This window comes from uncultured Clostridium sp. (assembly GCF_963515715.1).
GTDB lineage: Bacteria > Bacillota > Clostridia > Clostridiales > Clostridiaceae > Clostridium_AW.
This window is the reverse complement of record NZ_CAUPZS010000025.1, coordinates 24618-44340: the sequence shown is the minus strand read 5'-3', so window position 1 is coordinate 44340 and position 19723 is coordinate 24618. Positions and strand designations below refer to the sequence as shown.

The window sequence follows — 19723 nt, the reverse complement described above, 5'->3', positions numbered from 1 at the left end:
AAGATAAACATTAAATAATAGGGGGCTAAATTATGAATAAAGAAAAAGTTATATTAGCATATTCAGGCGGATTGGATACATCTATAATAATTCCATGGTTACAGGAAAACTATGACTTAGAAGTTATAGCTGTGTGTATAGATGTGGGACAAGATGATGATATGAAAGAAGTGAAAAAAAAGGCCATAAGAACTGGAGCAGCAAAGGTTTATGTGGAGGATGTAAAAGAAGAGTTCGTAAAGGATTATGTGTATAAAGCATTAAAGGCTGGGGCAATTTACGAAGATAAATATCTTCTTGGAACATCTCTTGCAAGACCACTTATCGCTAAAAAGCTAGTTGAAATAGCAAAAATTGAGGGGGCAAAATATATATGTCATGGCTGCACTGGAAAAGGAAATGACCAAGTAAGATTTGAAGTGGCCATTGCATCTTTTGATCCATTTATCGAAATCATAGCTCCTTGGAGAATATGGGATATTTCCTCAAGGGAAGATGCCATAGATTATGCCTTAGCTAAAGGAGTAGATGTTCCTGTAACAAAGGAAAAGATATATTCCGTTGATAAAAATATATGGCATGTTAGTCATGAAGGTGGAGATTTAGAAGATCCGCAAAATGAACATAAGATAGATTTATACTCTACCATAACAGCGCCAGAAAAGGCCAAAGATGAACCTACTTACGTAGAAATTTACTTTGAAAAGGGAGAACCTAAAAAAGTAAATGGAGTAGAACTAAATGGAGTAGAACTAATAACTACTTTAAATAAAGTTGGGGCAGAAAATGGAGTAGGTATAATCGATATAATTGAAAATAGACTTGTTGGAATGAAGTCTAGAGGAGTATATGAAACGCCAGGTGGAACAATTCTTTATGAGGGGCATAAAGAATTAGAAAGATTGACTTTAGATAAATTAACTTATCATTATAAGCAAGGGCTAGCTTTAAAATATGGCGAACTTGTTTATGATGGATTATGGTTTACGACTTTAAAGGAATCATTAGATGCTTTTGTAGATAAAACACAAGAAAATGTTACGGGGACAGTTAAGTTAAAACTATACAGAGGAAATGTAACTAATGCTGGAGTATTTACAGAAAATGCTCTATATGACAAAGATATATCTTCCTTTGGAGCAAGCGACTTATATAGTCATAAAGATGCTGATGGATTTATAAAATTATTTAGTCTTCCATCAAAAATAAAAGCACTGAAAAAGAATTAAAATCTTATAATTAAAAGTTAAGAGTTTTGGATAAGTTTCCTTAACTCTTCATTTTTAATCTTTAACTTTTACTAAATAAATTAACAAGGTCTGATTAAAGAAATATAGTATGGCTGATTAAATGATATTTATAGTGCATAAAATCGATCAGTGTATAGGATTATACACTAGATATTTTGAGGAGTGATATAAGATGAAACTTTGGGGTGGAAGATTTAAAGATAAAGAAAGTAAGCTTATGGAAGATTTCAATAGTTCCTTGAGCTTTGATAAGGAACTATATGAATATGATATAAAAGGCAGTATTGCTCATGTGAAAATGCTAGCTAAATGTGAAATATTAACAGAGGATGAAAGAGATAAGATCATAGAGGGTCTTTCTTCTATATTAAATGACATTAATGAGGGACAGTTATTAATAGAAGGGGACTATGAAGATATACACAGCTTTGTGGAAATGAACTTGATTTCTCGCATTGGAGATGTGGGTAAAAAACTTCATACCGCAAGAAGTAGAAATGATCAAGTTGCAGTAGACTTCAGACTTTATGCGAAAGATAAAGCTAAAGAGATTATAGATGAAATTGGGGAGCTTAAGGAAGTTATAGTGGAGCTTGGAGAAAAGAATAATGTGATTATGCCAGGATACACTCACCTTCAAAGGGCCCAAGTAGTTACTTTTAAATATCATATTATGGCGTACCATAGCATGCTTTCAAGGGACAAAAAAAGAATGATAAATGCATTGGATATAATGGACGAAAGCCCATTAGGATGCTGTGCTTTAGCGGGAACCACCTATGATACAGATAGAAAATTTACTGCAAAAGAATTGGGTTTTAAAAAGCCAGTAGACAACTTCTTAGATGGAGTAAGTGATAGAGATTTTGCCATTGAAATTTTAGGAGCATGTTCTATAATAATGATGCACTTAAGTAGACTTAGTGAAGAGATAATACTTTGGAGTAGTAAGGAATTTGACTTTATAGAAGTGAGCGATGAATTTTCTACAGGAAGCTCTATAATGCCTCAGAAGAAAAATCCCGATGCAGCAGAGCTAGTTAGAGGAAAAACTGGCCGCGTTTATGGAGATTTAATTTCCCTACTCACTACTATGAAGGGTATTCCTCTAGCCTATAACAAGGACATGCAAGAAGACAAAGAAGGATTTTTTCATGGAGTTAATACGGTGTTAAGCTGTCTTAAAATAATGAAAGGCATGCTTTCGAGCCTAAAAGTAAAGGAAGAAAATACTAAAAGAGCTGTGAAAAAGGGTTTTTTAAATGCTACAGAGGGAGCGGACTATTTAGTAACTAAAGGTATTCCTTTTAGAGATGCTCATGAAATAATAGGCGAAATAGTACTTTATTGTGAGGGGACAGGTAAGACAATAGAAGACTTAGCTCTAGAAGAACTTCAAAAATTTAGCCCAGCATTTGATAGAGACATTTATGACTTTATCGATTATGAAAACACCTTGAAAAGAGGAATAAAAAAAGAAATAATTAAATAATATGAGAAGAAGTAAAAAGAAACACATGGAATAATTTAATTAGACCCTGTGTTTCTTTTTATAATAGTAAAGGGGGACAGTCATTAATGAAAAGGGACAGTCATTTATAAATAGGCACGATTAAGAATAAAAACAAATATTTTCCAAAAGGATTTCATAGAGATTACGATATATATAATATCATATATTGGTAAAGGGGATTTTTTTATGGATATTAAAGGTATATCAATAGTAAACACAAAAGGTACATTTATTGATTTTATCAATAAGAATAGCAGTTTTAAAAACTTAAATGGATCTTCTCAATCTAAAGTAAATGCTTTAAATAAAGAAAACAATGATTTGCAAATATCTCAAAAGGCATTTTTAAAGTATGATGTAACGCAAAAGCTGAGGGAAGCTTTTGAGAATGGCAAAAAGAATGGAGAATTTTTCGAGAACATAGTAGAGGAATATAAGAAAATAGCGGAAAATATAGGGGAAGAGGAAAAAGCTTTATTGGAGGAATGCTTTGATGAGGTGTTAAATTGGGGTGTTAATACTATAGCAGATGAGTTTGATTCTTTCTTTAATTATTCATCTAGAATGTTAGATGGATATGGCATGACTAATGATGGAAAAACTTTTAATAAAGAAGAATTTAAAAAACATTTTATGTCTGCTTTAGAAAAAAGTTTAAAAGGAGAAGCAACTAACGAAACCGGAGACTCTTTAGAAAAGATGTCCCTAGATGATATTAAAAATATAACTGCATTTTTAAATAATATGAATAAGCTTCCTTTTACTAACAATATAAAAGATGCTGAAAACAATATAAATAATTTTATGAAATCTAATAGAGAACTTTTAGATAAGATGAACATATCTGATGAAGCAAAAGAAACATTAAAAGAAACTATGAAAAATAATGCTAAAGCTTATGCTAAGGTGACATCATATAAAAACCAGATGAATGACTACGATAAAGAAATTGAAAAGCTATTTAATTTATTGTCAGGATTAAACTCTAGGTATGAGGGCTTGGAAAAAATCTTAGAAAAATATAAGAAGGAAAATAACATGAAAATGATTACCTTTCACTTGAGAAGCCAAGGAGAGCTTCAAAAGGAAATGGACGGTATAAGGGAAAAAATTGAAGGGGTTAAAAAAGATAGAGAAAAGTTACAGAAAAAACCAGATACCATAGAATCCAGCGATGGATATAAAGAATTAAGCAAATATATAAGTTAAAAGAATATTTTAAAGGAAGTAAAGTTACTTCCTTTATTTTTTATTAAATTAGCAATTAAATTTATAAAAATATGAATCAAAGAAAAATAAACCACAAGATCAGTGGTTTATTTTTCTTTAATGATGTTTTAAATGATGCTTTTAATAATATACTTAGAATTTCATAAAAATAACGAATTTATAATATACCTTTTAATTAACAGTAATATTTTAATTATGACTATATAAGATTAATAAATTGATTAATAAATTATTAATTGATTAATATATAAATATTTTGGAAAATTTGAACAAAGAGTAATAAGTTAATATAATATAGATAAAATGGTATAAATTTAAGGAGGGTTTTATGAAGTATAACTTTGATGAAATAATAGATAGAAGAAATACAGATTGTGTGAAATGGGATTGTAATAAAAAAGCGGGAAATCATGATGATGCTATACAGATGTGGATAGCAGATATGGATTTTAAAGTTCCAAGAGAAGTTGTAGAATCAATCAAAGCTAGGGCAGAACATGGAATTTTTGGATATACAGATTTAAATGAACAGTATTTTAATTCTATTATGAGTTGGATGAAAAAGCATCATAATTTTGACATAAATAAAGAATGGATACTTTCTGCACCTACAATAGTATCAGCTTTATATTGGATTGTACAAACCTATACATCAGTAGGTGATAAAGTTATAATTCAGACTCCTGTATATCATAGATTTAAAGGGGCTATTGAAGATAATAATAGAGTGATATTGGAGAATCCCTTAAAGGAAGTGGATGGAAAGTATTATATGGATTTCGAGGATTTAGAAAGCAAAATTGATTCAACTGTTAAGATGATAATTTTATGTAATCCTCACAATCCAGTAGGTAGAGTTTGGACTAGAGAAGAATTGACTAGATTAGGAGATATATGTTTAAAGAATAATATTTTAATTGTTTCTGACGAGATACATTGTGATCTTGTTTTTAAAGAATATAAGCATACAGCATTTGCGTCAATATGTCCGGAATTCGCGAGGAATTCAATTACTTGTATAGCTCCAACAAAAACTTTTAATTTGGCAGGACTTCATGTGTCAAACATAGTCATACCAAATCCAGAGTTAAGAGAAAAATTTAATCTCACATTAAAATTAAATGCCATGGGAAGTATTAATATATTTGGAATGACAGCATTAATTGCAGCTTACGAAAAAGGTGAGATATGGTATGAAGAGATGATGGAGTATATTGAAAATAATTATAACTATCTAAAAGATTATATAGATAAATATATACCAAAATTAAAAGTGACTAAAGCAGAAGGGACATATTTAGCTTGGATTGACTTTAAAGAATTAGGCATGAGTGAGGAAAAATTAAATAAATTTTTAATAGAAGAAGGAAAAATAGTTTTAAATGAAGGGTCTATATTTGGTAAAAATGGTGAATGTTTTGGAAGGATAAATTTTGCGTGTCCAAGAAAAATTCTAGAAGAAGCTTTAAACAGACTAAGCAAAATAATTAATAATATGTAGTAATATTAATAACAATGTTAAGTAGTGGAGGAGAAAAATGAATGAATTTTTAGAGAAAATAATATCAGATAACAAAAAACATTTAGATAGAGGAGAAGTGGCTTCATATATTCCAGAGCTTAAAAAGGCCGATAAAAATGCTTTAGGTATATATATAAGCAGTTTAGATGGAAAGGAATATTTTGCAGGAGATTATCATACTAAGTTTACAATACAAAGTATATCTAAAATAATTACATTGACACTGGCTATCATAGATAATGGAAAGGACTACGTATTTTCAAAAGTAGGTATGGAGCCAACTACAGAAGCATTTAATTCAATAATTGATCTTGAATTAAAAAATTTAAACAAGCCTTTAAATCCTATGATTAATGCTGGAGCTATAGCTACAGTTTCTATGGTTAAAGGTAAGGATAAAGATGAAGCGTTTAGTAGAATATTAGAATTTACAAAGAAGCTATGTGGAAATGAAAATTTAAAGGTTAATGAGAGTGTTTATACTTCAGAAGCCAGAACGGGAAATAGAAATAGAGCACTGGCTTATTTTATGAAAAGTACAAGCGTAATAGAAAAGGATGTTGATGAAGTTTTAGACGTATACTTTAAACAATGTTCTATAGAGGTTACCTGTAAAGATTTATCTAAAATAGCTCTAGTCTTTGCTAATGAAGGAGTATTGCCTTGGAGCAGAGAAAGAATTATTCCAAAAGAAATAGTTAGAATAGTAAAAACTATAATGGCCACTTGTGGTATGTATGACGGTTCAGGGGAATTTGCTGTAAATATAGGACTACCTTCTAAATCAGGAGTAGGTGGCGGTATATTGGCTGTAGCTCCAAGAAAAATGGGTATAGGTATAGTAGGACCAGCCTTAGATAAAAAAGGAAATAGTATAGGCGGCGTAGAAGTGCTAAAAGATTTATCACAAGAATTAGACTTAAATATATTTTAGAATTTACTAATGCAAAATCCCTATGAAAAAATTATAGGGATTTTTGTTGTTTATTTTTTCAGAAAAATTATGTTTTTCATTATATTTTAAAATGATTAAACATAATAAAAAAATAGCAACTTATTCAATATAATTAAAATATGATAAAAAAATAACAATACATACATAGTGCTATTATTAAATTGTTAATTTCAAAGCTATACTATTATGACATCGATATTTTCAAAAAATTGAACTATTTGGCCTATGTAAATATAATATAATTAAATTAATATATGCGCGCAATTTTAATAAGCAAAACAGTTGATTTAATATTGTGAAAATACAACATTAGGAGGAATAATAATGGATTTAATGCAAACGATAACTGACTTCCTATGGGGATGGCCACTGATAATATTAATATTTGGAGTATCCCTGGTATATGGTTTTGAACTTAAGTTTCTTCAGTTTAGAAAATTTGGATTTATAATGAAAAATACTTTTGGTAAAATATTTGAAAAAGATACTTCAGGAGAAGGTACGGTAACACCATTCCAAGCCGTTTCAACGGCACTAGCTGCAACATTAGGAGTTGGCAGTATAGCAGGTGTTGGTGTTGCAGTTGCAATAGGTGGCCCAGGAGCTGTGTTTTGGATGTGGGCAGTTGCTTTTATAGCCATGCTTACTAAGTATGCTGAAATAACTTTAGCGGTGAAGTATCGTGAAAAGAACCCTGAAAATGGTGAATTCCAGGGTGGACCAATGTATTATATAAAAAATGGTTTAGGCAAAAAATATAATTGGGTATCAATAGGTTGGTCTGTAGTATTTACTTTTATGATGTTTATAGGTGGTTTTGTTCAGTCTAACTCAATGGCAGAAGTAGTATACGAAAGCTTTAAAATCAATAAGCTAACAGTTGGTATAATATTAGCTATAATATCGGGTGTAGTAATTATAGGTGGTATAAAAACTATAGGAAAATTTGCTGAAAAGGTAATTCCAGTTATGGCGGTACTATATGTAGGAGCGAGCCTTATAATTATAGTTATGAATGCAAGCGGAATAATACCAGCATTTAAGAGTATATTTGTTGACGCATTTACAGGTAGTGCAGCAGCAGGTGGATTCGCAGGAGCAACAATACTTGCAGCTATGAGAAATGGTTTTGCAAGAGGAATTTATTCAAACGAGTCAGGTATGGGTACAGCACCAGTTGCTCACTCATCAGCAACAACTTCATATCCAGCAAAACAGGGAATATGGGGATTATTTGAAGTATTTATGTCATCAATAGTAATTTGTACCATGACAGCACTTGTAATACTTACAAGTGGGGTACTACAAACAGGTAAAGGTGGAGCCGCATTGACAGCTACAGCTTTTAGAAATTCATTAGGATTTAGTGGTGACTTGATTGTAACTATATGTATAGTATTATTTGCATTCACTACAGTATTAGTTGACGGATATTATTCAGAAACAGGACTTATTTATTCAATTAAAACTACTAAATTTTTGATTCCTTTTAGAATTTTCTACTGTTTAGGATTAATATATGGAGCAGTTGGAGGACTTGAGGTAATATGGGGATTATTCGATTTCTTCATGGCTTTTGAAGTTATAATAAATCTAATAGTACTTCTAAAACTTAGAAAAGACGTTGTTTATGAGACTGAAAGATATTTTAATAGTGACGAAGTTAAGGAAATATCAAAACAAGCAAGTTAAATTATTCACATAAATCATATTTAATATTTAGTATATGAATAAATTGAGATATGACAAGAAGGACATGCCTTGTATGCAAGATATAAAAGAGAGGAATATCGGGATGGAAAAGCTGCTAGAGAATATAATAGAGAGCAATAGAAAATATACTGTACAAGGAGAATTAGCGTCATATATACCAGAACTTAAAAAGGCGAATAAGGATGCTTTGGGAATATTTGTTACTACTCTTGATGGAGAGGAATTCTATGCAGGTGACAACGAAATAAAATTTACCATTCAAAGTATATCTAAAATAATATCTCTAATTATAGCTATTATGGATAATGGAAAGGATTACGTATTTTCTAAAGTAGGGGTGGAGCCTACTACAGATGCATTCAATTCAATAATTGATCTTGAATTGAAAAATTTAAACAAGCCTTTAAATCCTATGATTAACGCTGGAGCTATAGCTACAGTTTCTATGATTAAAGGTAAGGATAAGGATGAAGTATTTAGTAGGATATTAGAATTTACAAAGAAGCTATGTGGAAATGAAAATTTAAAAGTCAATGAAAGCGTTTATATTTCAGAAAAAAACACAGGAAGTAGAAATAGATCATTGGCCTATTTTATGAAAAGTACAGGCATAATAGAAAAGGATGTTGAAGAAGTTTTAGACGTATACTTTAAACAATGTTCCATAGAGGTTACTAGCAAAGATTTATCAAAAATAGCTCTTGTTTTTGCTAATGAGGGAGTATTACCTTGGAGTCAAGAGAGGGTTATTCCAAAAGAAGTAACTAGAATAGTAAAGACTATAATGACAACTTGTGGTATGTATGATGCCTCAGGGGAATTTGCTGTAAATATAGGACTACCTTCTAAATCGGGAGTAGGTGGCGGTATATTGGCTGTAGCCCCAGGGAAAATGGGTATAGGCATAGTAGGACCAGCATTAGATGAAAAAGGAAATAGTATAGCTGGAGTAGAAGTGCTAAAAGACTTATCTCATAAATTGGACTTAAGTATATTTTAAAATAGAAATAAAGTACAGAGTATAAAATGTAAAGCATAAAGTACACAAGATAAAGTATATAAGATAAATACAGAAGTTTTGAATAAATCACCGAAAGGTGGTTTATTCTTTTTAAGGACTATTACTTGATTAAGTATACAAAAAGTGTTACAATTTAACGTAAGTGAATGTGGACGATAGAGGTGCAGTGTTTAATAGTACCTACGCAGATGTAAGCAGGATGATGTGTAGTGAAAGGAAATATTGCCGAAGTATACAGTTAACGCTTTAAGACTGTATGACTGGTTTTACCCAAAACATGAGTAAGACTGTCACAAAATTAATTTGTGGAGAGCTATCATTCAAACAATATGCATACACATCAATATGCTTAGTGTATACATACCCTTGAGTGATAAGACTTAAGGGTATTTTTGTTGAGATGTACTTCATCTTCCCCATATTATTCACTTAAAATAGTATAAGATATCTAGGAGGAAAAGATGAAAAGGAAAAATATTATTACTATTTTAACTTTAATGTTCATATTTTTATTTGCTACTACAGTATTTGGGGCAGAAGTAGATCCACAAGTAGCAAATGCTGAAAGATTTAAGTTATTAACATTAATACCACCTTTCATAGCTATTGTATTGGCATTTATTACAAAAAATGTTGTTATCTCACTGTTTATCGGAATTTTTTCAGGTACTTTTTTATTACAGTTAACTGGACATAATTTTTTTGGTGCATTTTTTTATGGGTTTCTAGATATAACTAACAAAGTAAGAGATTCTTTGGCAGATCCATGGAATGCTGGAATTATACTGCAATGTATGACAATTGGAGGTCTTATAGCGTTAGTTTCAAAATTAGGAGGAGCAAAAGCAGTTGCGGAAAGTTTGGCTAAGAAAGCTAAGTCACCAGTAAGTGCTCAGATTATTACTTGGCTATTAGGACTGCTTGTATTTTTCGATGACTATGCAAACTCACTTATTGTAGGACCTATAATGAGACCAGTTTCAGATAAAATGAAAATTTCAAGAGAAAAACTAGCCTTTATTGTAGATGCTACGGCAGCGCCAATTTCAGGTATTGCGTTAATTTCCACATGGATAGGATATGAAATAAGTTTAATAAAAGATGCTTATGCTTCAATTGGACAAGAAGTAAATGCTTATGGATTGTTTCTTCAAACAATACCATATAGATTTTATAATATATTAATATTACTATTTATTGTTGTTTCAGCTCTAACTTTAAGAGAATTTGGACCTATGTTAAAAGCAGAAAGAAGAGCAAGAACTACAGGTAAAGTTTTAAGAGATGGAGCTAAACCGATGGTATCATCAGAAGCTACAGCTTTAGAGCCTAAAGAAGGAATCAAATTAAGCGTTTGGAATGCTATTATACCAATAGGTGTATTATTAATCGGTGCTTTTGGAGGATTTTATTTTGATGGATATAAAGCTATAATGGGCGGAGAAAGTGAAGCTTTAAAGGCTACATTAATGAATAGCCCACTATCATTTGTTGCTATAAGAGAAACTTTTAGTTCATCAGATGCTAGTATAGTTTTATTTCAAGCGGCATTATTAGCTAGTATTGTTACTATTATTATGGGGATTTTTCAAAAGGTATTTACACTAGGAGAAGCTATCGATACATGGATTGAAGGTATGAAATCTTTAATTATTACAGGAGTTATATTGTTACTAGCTTGGACTTTAAGTGATGTTATAAAAGAATTAGGAACTGCTAAATTCTTAGTTACTATACTTGAACAGAGTGCTTTTCCAGCCTTCTTATTACCGACATTAATATTTATAATGGGATCAATAATATCCTTTGCCACAGGAACTTCTTATGGTACCATGGGTATACTTATGCCATTGACAATTCCAATAGCTTATACTCTTGGAGGAGAAGATCCTCAGTACATGATCGTTAGTGCAAGTGCTGTTTTAACTGGAGCTATATTTGGAGATCATTGTTCACCAATATCAGATACAACAATACTATCTTCAATGGGTACAGCTTGCGACCATATAGATCATGTAAATACTCAGATGTGGTATTCTTTAACTGTAGGAGTTATTACTATATTATTTGGGTATTTACCAGCAGGGTTAAATTTACCAATAACTATTATTTTACCAGTAGCAGCAGTTGCTACAGTAGCAACATTATTTATAATTGGTAAACCTGTAGAAGCAGTTGGAGTGAATGAAGTATTAGAAAAAAAGGTTGTATAAATTTAATATAAAAATATTGGCATTAATTATTAGTACTATCTAATAATTAATGCTTTCTGCAAAATAAAAGGAAATAGAAAATCTATTTCCTTTTATTTTTCAACGGATTTTGTACTCTAGTAAAATTTTTTGCAAAATAAACTTTGAGTATATTATCCATTTATTGTTTTTCTTCTCTTACTTCATTGTCTCTGCCTAAGAATGAAATAGCATACAATCCTGCTATGCCAACTAGAGCATAAATAACTCTTGAGAAGGCAGACATTGTTCCAAATAAAGTAGCAACTAAATCAAAGTTAAAAAATCCTATAAGTCCCCAATTAATTGCGCCTATAATAACTAATATTAGTGCCGTTAAATCCAATGCTCTCATATTTACATCTCCTTTGTTAATTTTATACTATAATTATATTGTTGACCAAAAAATAAAAAAATATAACAAAAAAAGAAATTCAAACTAAAAGTTTGAATTTCCGCTAGAATATAATATTCCTATCTAATTTTTGAAGTAAACATATCGCTGTAGAGGTCTTTTGAACACCATCTATTATTTGAATCTGCTCTGCCAATAGTTTTTGGAGATGAGATATATTTTGACAAATTAGCTTGAAAAATATACAGTACTCTCCAGTAGTGTAATACAATTCTACAACTTCAGGTATTTTTTCAAGATTTTCTGAAACGTTGGTTAAGTAAGAAGCTTTTTCAAGATTTATTCCTATAAAGCAAACAATATCATATCCTAATTTAGCGGTATCTATTATTAGCTTAGAACCTTTTATTATTCCTAGTTCCTCCATTTTTTTTATTCTAACATGTATAGTTCCTCCGCTAACATGACATTGTCTTGCAATTTCTAAATAAGGTGTTCTAGAGTCTTTTATTAATATACCTAATATTTCTAAATCCAGGGAATCAAGCTGTTGGCTTTTGTTAAAATCCAAATTAATCACCTCAAATTAATAATATATATATATATTATACAAAACATTTAAAATTCTGTTGATATATTTTCAAAAATATAGAATAATATATAGAGGAAAAGTTTTTTAAAGGGGGAATAACAATTGAGTTGGACTTATTTTTTAAAGTTATTAGCTTTTACCTTAGTTGTAATAATAAGTTACAATTTATTGAAAATTTTTGTGTTGTCAAAATATAAACCTAATAAGTGGATTATATTTGCCGTAGCTATAGCTGTTTTGACAAGTACAAATATGGCGAAAATAAGTTATAACACTCTTCCTGGATTAGCTGCATCAGCAATTTTTGCAATGGCTGTATTGTGGTTTGTGGATTTATTTAACGATGATAGACTAGATATGAAGAAGGAAAAAAAGAGTGATGTAAAGATAAAGCCAAAAGCTAAACCAAATAGAGTAAAGAATAATAAAGAAAAATAAAAAATAAAGTAAAGAACATATTAATAAAGAAGATGTTGGTATAAACTAACATCTTCTTTATTAATATATAAATTTTTATATAAAATTTGATTTTATTCGATAAAATTAAAGGATTTTAGAATTTTTTATAGAATGAATATAAAATAAGATTCTTATAATTAAGAAAAATTTATTTATAATAACTTTTTAAATTATTTTTTCAATTATAAAGGAGAGATTAGATGAAAAAGGAAATTATCCATTGCACAAAAGCAGCATCAGCTAGGGGACCATATTCACATGCAGTTAAGGTTGGAAATCTTTTATTTGTATCAGGGAGAACTCCTAGTGATTTGAAAACAGGAGAATTAGTGGAGGATAACATAAAAAATGCCACTAAAATAGCTTTAGAAAATGTAAAAGCTATTTTAGAAGAGGCAGGAACCACCTTAGAGAATGTTGTAAAAACTACTGTTTTCTTAAGAGATATGAATGACTTTAATGCTGTAAATGAGGTTTATGGAGAATATTTTAAAATAAATCCACCAGCTAGATCTTGCATACAAGTTGCTAGGCTACCTAGAAATGCCATGGTGGAAATAGAAGTTGTAGCAATAGTAGAATAGTAATAGTAAAGTAAAAGAGGAGAATTGATATGAAAGATTTTAAATTAATTTGTACAGCTTGTGGAAAAGAATATTCTATTGAAAGAGTAGATCCAAGATGCGATGATTGTAATGAGCCATTAGAAATGGAGCTTGTAAAAACAGGGAAAATAAAACAAGGTAATCCACTACAACATACTATATTAGAAAGATATGCAGATTTTTTCCCATTTAATGAAATAAAAAATGACCTATCTCTTAATGAAGGATTTACGCCATTAGTATCAATCCCTAGAATTGCTAAGAGAATAGGATTAAAAGATCTATATTTTAAAAATGAAAGCCAAAACCCAACGTGGTCTTTTAAAGACAGAGGAACTTTATTTGGAATTCAGCATGCTTATAGCTTAGGATATAAAAAAGTAGGGGCTGTCTCAACAGGAAATATGGCTGTATCTGTTGCTGCTTATGGTAAAAGAGCTGGATTTGATACCTTTATTTTTGTGGGAAAAAATATACCGGCAGAAAAATTAAACCCTATTGCAATATATGGAGCTAATTTAATTAAGGTAGATGGTGACTATGGTAAACTTTATTATGAAAGCTTAAATATAGGAAGAAAGCAAGGTATTTATTTTATAAACTCAGACGTTACCTATAGAGTTGAAGGTTATAAAACAGCTGCCTTTGAAATGTGTGAGCAATTAAACTTTGACGTACCAGATTATGTAGTTGTGCCAACAAGTGCAGGAGGAAACGTTAGAGGTATATATAAAGGATTTTTAGAATTCAAAGAAGCAGGAATAATCGATAGAGTGCCAAAGATGATTGTAGCTCAAGCAGCAGGATGTTCACCAATTTATAATGCTTTTATAGAAGGTAAAGATAAAGTTGAAAGAGTTGAAAACCCTGATACTATAGCTCATGGTATAGAAAATCCATTTCCACCAAGCGGCAATGCTGTATTGAAAATGTTAAAAGAAAATGGTGGAACTTGTATTGCAGTTTCTGATGAAAAAATAATAATAGCTCAAAAGGAAATGGCAGAGAAGGGCATATTTGCTCAGCCAGAGTCTTGTGTTCCATTAGCTGCTGTTAAAAAATTAAGGCAACAGGGATATTTAAAAGAAGATGATAGAGTAGCTTGTATTGTCACAGGAAGTGGATTAAAATATACAGCAGCTTTTGAAAAACATAATTTAAAATCTCATACATGTAAATTAGAAGAATTGAATAATTTCATAAAAGATAATTTCTAATTATAAAAGAAATTCCAAAGAAATCCCTAAATCAGGGATTTCTTTATTTTAATGTATGGATATTTTTAATATATTGTAATATATTAGTATTTGAGGTGATAATATTGAATATAATTGATTTGCATTGTGACACTATATATTTATTAGAAGAAAAGAAGGAAGGGGACCTATATAAAAATAATTTTTCGATAGATATTGAAAAATTGAAAAGAGGAGGTTCTCTAGCTCAATTCTTCGCTCTTTTTATAGATAAAGGTCAGTGTGATGATGCAAAGGAAAGTTGTATAAAACTAATGGACAGGTTCTATTCCGAGATAAATAAATATAGTAGCCACATATCCTTAGCAAGAAACTCTAAGGAGATGCAAGAAAATAAAGATAAAGGAAAAATATCTGCATTTTTAACCATAGAAGGAGGAGAAGCTTTAAAAGGTAATATGGAAAACCTATATTACTTTTTTGAAAATGGAGTAAGGCTTATTACTTTAACGTGGAATTATCCTAATGAAATAGGATTTCCTAGCTCTAAAGATGAATATGTGGACAAGGGATTGACTTTCTTTGGAACGGATTTAGTTGATGAAATGAACAGGTTAGGAATGTTAATTGATGTGTCTCACCTATCAGACAGAGGCTTTTATGAAGTTGCCGATAGGACAAAAGCTCCTTTTGTGGCGTCCCATTCAAATTCTAGAGAAATTACACCCCACAGAAGAAATTTGACCGATACTATGATTAAAGTACTTTCAGAAAAAGGCGGAGTAATGGGAATAAACTTTTACAGCCAATTCTTAAGAGAGAGAATGTCAGGGGACAGTCATATATCAGGGGACAACCATGTAAATAATATAGGAATGATTAAGGACATGGTCGCTCATATTAAGCATATAAGAAATGTGGGTGGAATAGATTGCATTGCTTTAGGATCGGATTTTGATGGAATAAGTAGTCCAGTAGAAATAGAAGATATATCACAAATGGATAAATTGATTTTTGTTTTAGAAAAAGAGGGATTTTCTTTTGATGAAATGGAGAAGATATTATATAAGAATGCTCAAAGAGTAATAAAAGATACACTTAAGTAAAGGGATGGTAAAAATGACAAAAGATAAAATAGGTATATTCTCATGGTTTGGATATATAATGCCTATTGAAGAGAGATTAAAAATAATTAAAGATTCTGGATTTACTGGAGTGTCTATTTGGTGGGAAGATGAAGAAGGTCTTACTGTATCCAAAAAAGAACAAATTCCTGAATTAGCAGAAAGTTTAGGTCTCTACATCGAAAATATTCATGCTCCCTTCTGTGGCAGTAATAATCTTTGGAGTAGTGATGAGATTATCAGAAGAGAGGTTGTGAATAAGCATATACAATGGATAAAGGATTGTAGTAAATTTAATATACCAACAATGGTTATGCATATATCTGAAGGTTTTGAAATAAAGGAACCTACTAATACGGGAATTAAAAGTTTAAATGAGATTGTAAAAATTGGAGAAGAATATGGAGTTAAGATTGCTATAGAAAATACTGATAACAATGCTTTAATTCACTATATTTTGAGCAATTTAGATTCTCCAAACCTTGGGTTGTGTTTTGATACTTCACATAACGAGATATCCTTAAATAGAGAAATAAATCTATTAAAGATTTATGGAAATAGATTGTTTGCTACTCATATATCTGATAATGATGGATTAAAAGATAGGCATTGGACTCCCTTTGATGGAAATATAAATTGGAATAAAGTTAAAGAAGATTTCCCAAAGGATTATAATAATTATTTAAGCATGGAAATATGTGCGGGAGATAAAGATAAGGAAGGTTCTCCTGAAGAATATGTAAAGAAGGCTTATGAAAGAATTACTAGATTAAGAGATTTATTTTTCTAATTTAAAAAGAAATAGTCTATTAAAGAGTTATGTTGGTGTTTAGTTTAGGACTATTTATGTTTTAGGGTTGTTTATGTTTTTAGGATTTTTGTAATTAATAATTTATGCTAGATTAGTAGCATAAATTATTTTTTAGTTGACAATAGAACATGTGTTCGTTATAATAAAAAATGTAATAATTATGATAACGAGAGAATATATTTATTATAGAGAACTAAAGTAGAGGTAATAAGAAGGAGGTATACTTTATGAATAATAAATTATTTATAAAAATATACTATAATGTAAATGGACAAGATGTGCAAGAAGTAGATAGAAATTCAAGATATTTAATTGGGGGAGGTTTCTATAATAAAGAAGGTGGACATTTTACCTTTAAAGCAAGAAGTTTAAAGGAAGCAAAAGATATAGCAAATGATATATCCTATAAAAATAGTCTTAAAAACTTAAACTTTTTATTACTTCCAGACAATATACAACCCCAATAAAGCCTAAGTTTAATAATATAAAATGACATATATCTCTGTTCCTTATCAATCATTTTAATTCTTACAATTAATTTCAAATTAAGGAACGGAGTTTTTTTATTTATATATATATGGAAATTACTTATTTAGTATATGTAGGGACAGTTATTTGATTATTTGTGATTTAGGGACAGTTATTGGCAATTGAATTATGGGAATAGCTATATCTCTGAAAATTTTACATGAACATGTATATTTTACCGATGGATAATAACGATTAGAAAAGTTTAACGTATTAATTAATAATGACAACTTAACAAATATAAGTATCGGAGGAAAATATATGAAAAATAAAAAAATAATTTCTTTAGTTATTAGTTCATCAATTGTGATCACTAATCTTTCATCGGTTTCAGCCATGAGTTTAAAAAAAGAACTAAATCCAATAACTGTTCCTATAGAAACTATAGGAACTAACGTATCTGCAGAAAAAGATGTGAAATTATCAAAAGAAAAAGCTAAAGATTTATCTAAGAAAATAATTAAAGATTATTTTAATAAAACAGTTGATGAGAAAGAGTATCAGGTTTATGTAGCACTTTCCAATGATGGAGAAGATAAAAATTATTCTTGGGATATATCTTGGAGAAAAAATAGCATGAGTAGCAATATTTATATGGATGTATCTATTAACGCAAATACAGGAAAAGTTTTAAGGGCTTCTAATAGATATGACGTAGAAGGGGAGAATAGCGGTATTTCAAAGATTACTGAAGAGGAAGGAAAAAAGAAGGCGCAGGAATTTTTAAAAAGGATAAATCCGGAACAATTTAAAGAAACAAAATACACAAAAGAATCTATGTACTCTATCTATGGAAAGGGTAGTATCAACACTTCTTATAGCTATAGGTTTGCAAGACAGATAAATGATATACCGTATAATGACGATGGTTTAGTGGTAGAAGTAGATGGAGTTAAAGGTGAAGTTATAAGCTACTATTCAAGTTGGGAAGAAGGAGTTAAGTTAGCTGTACCTGGTAAGTATTTATCAATAAAAGAAGCAGAAGATATTTTTAGAAAAGACAGCCAGGTAGATTTAAAATATATAACTTATAGAGATAAGTATGATATTGAAGAAGACTCAACAAGAACTAAATTAGTATACATGATAAATCTCCCATATGATGCTATGTTAGATGCTAATGAAGGTAAATTTATGAACAAAGATCTATATAAAAGTATAGAAAAGGATTTAACACAGGCTGAAAGAAAGGAAATTAATTCAAAACTTAAGATAAAAAAACCTCTAGATAAAGAAATAAGTGAAAAAAGAGCATTAGAAATAGCTAAGTCTACGATTAAAGAATTATATGGGGACGGTTATGAAATAGGAAATATTAGATATTATGAAAATGAAGATAAAATATATGGAAATTTTAATGCATGGTCAATTGATTTCAATAAAAAGGTTGAAGGAAATAAGGGATATGATGGCGGAAATATTACTATTGATGCCTTAACAGAAAATATAATTAATCTTTATAAAAATTATTATAAGGAAAATGAAAAATTAGAAGCTAATATTAGTTGGGAAGAGGCATATAAAATAGCTATAGATTCTGTAGCAAAGTACTCGCCAGAAAAGTTTAATGAAATTAACACTAAAGCTATAACTAATCAAAGTAGTATTGATGATTTAATAAAACAAGAGGATAAAAGATATTACTTTAATTTCCCTAGAGTAGTTAATGGCATACCTTTCCATGAAAATGGCATTAATGTATGGATAGGAGCAAACAAGGGACAGTTATATGAATATAGTGTGAATTGGAATGAAAATATGAAATTTGATTCCCCTGTAAATTTAGTACAAAAAGAGGAAGGTAAAAATATATTATTCAGTAAAGATAAACCTCAATTATCATATAGAAAAATAAATAAATCTAAGGACTATACTAAACCACAATGGGAAACAAAATTAATCTACACTATGGGGGACAGTTATAGGTATAATTTTGCGGGATTGAGAGTAGATGCTTTTACAGGTAAGCTTTTAAATGCATCAGGTGAAGATATAGATGAAAATATAGATATATATATGGAGAAAATAAAGGGAAATCCTTATGAAAAGGAATTAACTATATTAGCTAACAATGGAATAATAGACACTACAAATTTCCAAGCTGAAAAAGAGATAACAAAAATGGACTTTATAAAAATGCTTGTTAATGCTAAAGGTTATAGACCAAATTTATTAAAGGATTCCATGAATTTGAAGTTTGAAAGTGGAGTAAGTAGTAATGATGTCAATTATAAGTATCTTCAATTAGCAGTTTATTATGGAATTTTAGAAAACAAAGAGGGAAAATTTGATATTAAGGAAAAGGTAACAAGGGCTGAAATGGCAAAAACATTGGTTAAATTTTTAGGTTATGACAAACTTGCCAATTCAAAAGATGTTTTCTCTCTAAATGTATCAGATGTAAAGGACATTAAGAGTAATGAATTAGGATATATGGCTATAGCTAAAGGATTAGGAATATTAGAAGTTAAAAATAATAAATTGAGACCAAAGTCAAATGTAACATGGAACGAACTTTCAATAGGTATTTATAGAGTACTAGATAATATAAAAAGAGGATATTAATTATAAAATTTAATATGATAAAAAAGGCTCCACGCCTAGTATTTTAGGTTGTG

At 29.9% G+C, this 19723-nt stretch carries 17 protein-coding genes and 1 riboswitch; of the genes, 15 read left to right on the top strand and 2 right to left on the bottom strand.

From position 1 onward, the window contains the following. The first annotated feature begins 32 nt into the window (after positions 1–32). The 8 genes from RYO54_RS15455 (at position 33) to RYO54_RS15420 (ending at position 11417) form a co-directional block, all read left to right on the top strand. Positions 33–1229, top strand: a complete 1197-nt coding sequence (locus RYO54_RS15455; RefSeq protein ID WP_315120703.1) for an argininosuccinate synthase — start codon at positions 33–35, stop codon at positions 1227–1229. Positions 1230–1422: 193 nt separating this feature from the next. Continuing rightward, on the top strand, positions 1423–2742 hold the full coding sequence (argH, locus tag RYO54_RS15450) for an argininosuccinate lyase (RefSeq protein ID WP_315120700.1): 1320 nt from the start codon (positions 1423–1425) through the stop codon (positions 2740–2742). 207 nt (positions 2743–2949) lie between these two features. Further along, positions 2950–3972: a hypothetical protein gene (locus RYO54_RS15445; RefSeq protein ID WP_315120697.1), complete on the top strand. Its 1023-nt coding sequence runs from the start codon at positions 2950–2952 to the stop codon at positions 3970–3972. A gap of 349 nt (positions 3973–4321) precedes the next feature. Beyond that, entirely contained in the window at positions 4322–5494 is a 1173-nt protein-coding gene (locus RYO54_RS15440) for a MalY/PatB family protein (RefSeq protein ID WP_315120694.1), read from the top strand. Between the two features lie 37 nt (positions 5495–5531). Further along, a complete protein-coding gene (gene glsA / locus RYO54_RS15435; protein ID WP_315120691.1) occupies positions 5532–6449 on the top strand; it encodes a glutaminase A in 918 nt (305 codons plus the stop codon). A 345-nt stretch (positions 6450–6794) separates the two neighbouring features. Beyond that, positions 6795–8162, top strand: a complete 1368-nt coding sequence (locus tag RYO54_RS15430; protein WP_315120688.1) for a sodium:alanine symporter family protein — start codon at positions 6795–6797, stop codon at positions 8160–8162. A gap of 103 nt (positions 8163–8265) precedes the next feature. Further along, complete coding sequence (gene glsA / locus RYO54_RS15425) at positions 8266–9183, top strand: glutaminase A (protein WP_315120752.1); 918 nt, start codon at positions 8266–8268, stop codon at positions 9181–9183. A 169-nt stretch (positions 9184–9352) separates the two neighbouring features. Then, positions 9353–9528: riboswitch (Lysine riboswitch) on the top strand. A 137-nt stretch (positions 9529–9665) separates the two neighbouring features. Continuing rightward, complete coding sequence (locus tag RYO54_RS15420) at positions 9666–11417, top strand: Na+/H+ antiporter NhaC family protein (RefSeq protein ID WP_315120685.1); 1752 nt, start codon at positions 9666–9668, stop codon at positions 11415–11417. A 160-nt stretch (positions 11418–11577) separates the two neighbouring features. Here RYO54_RS15420 and RYO54_RS15415 read toward each other — a convergent pair whose 3' ends face one another. Both RYO54_RS15415 and RYO54_RS15410 read right to left on the bottom strand, forming a co-directional pair. Further along, positions 11578–11790 (bottom strand): DUF378 domain-containing protein, encoded by a 213-nt coding sequence (locus RYO54_RS15415; protein ID WP_315120683.1) that lies wholly within the window; start codon positions 11788–11790, stop codon positions 11578–11580. Between the two features lie 103 nt (positions 11791–11893). Next, positions 11894–12361: an Lrp/AsnC ligand binding domain-containing protein gene (locus tag RYO54_RS15410; protein WP_315120681.1), complete on the bottom strand. Its 468-nt coding sequence runs from the start codon at positions 12359–12361 to the stop codon at positions 11894–11896. Positions 12362–12484: 123 nt separating this feature from the next. Here RYO54_RS15410 and RYO54_RS15405 point away from each other — a divergent pair, with 123 nt between their 5' ends. From RYO54_RS15405 to RYO54_RS15375, 7 genes are all read left to right on the top strand, one after another. Next, entirely contained in the window at positions 12485–12820 is a 336-nt protein-coding gene (locus RYO54_RS15405; protein ID WP_315120679.1) for a hypothetical protein, read from the top strand. A 221-nt stretch (positions 12821–13041) separates the two neighbouring features. Then, positions 13042–13425 (top strand): RidA family protein, encoded by a 384-nt coding sequence (locus tag RYO54_RS15400; RefSeq protein WP_315120677.1) that lies wholly within the window; start codon positions 13042–13044, stop codon positions 13423–13425. Between the two features lie 29 nt (positions 13426–13454). After that, positions 13455–14663, top strand: a complete 1209-nt coding sequence (thrC, locus tag RYO54_RS15395) for a threonine synthase (RefSeq protein ID WP_315120674.1) — start codon at positions 13455–13457, stop codon at positions 14661–14663. Between the two features lie 104 nt (positions 14664–14767). Beyond that, the gene (locus RYO54_RS15390) at positions 14768–15748 is read left to right on the top strand and encodes a dipeptidase (protein WP_315120672.1); all 981 of its coding nucleotides are present in this window, start codon (positions 14768–14770) and stop codon (positions 15746–15748) included. 13 nt (positions 15749–15761) lie between these two features. Continuing rightward, on the top strand, positions 15762–16556 hold the full coding sequence (locus RYO54_RS15385) for a sugar phosphate isomerase/epimerase family protein (protein WP_315120669.1): 795 nt from the start codon (positions 15762–15764) through the stop codon (positions 16554–16556). A gap of 248 nt (positions 16557–16804) precedes the next feature. Then, complete coding sequence (locus RYO54_RS15380) at positions 16805–17044, top strand: hypothetical protein (RefSeq protein ID WP_315120666.1); 240 nt, start codon at positions 16805–16807, stop codon at positions 17042–17044. Between the two features lie 322 nt (positions 17045–17366). Next, a complete protein-coding gene (locus tag RYO54_RS15375) occupies positions 17367–19670 on the top strand; it encodes a YcdB/YcdC domain-containing protein (RefSeq protein ID WP_315120663.1) in 2304 nt (767 codons plus the stop codon). Positions 19671–19723 lie beyond the last annotated feature (53 nt).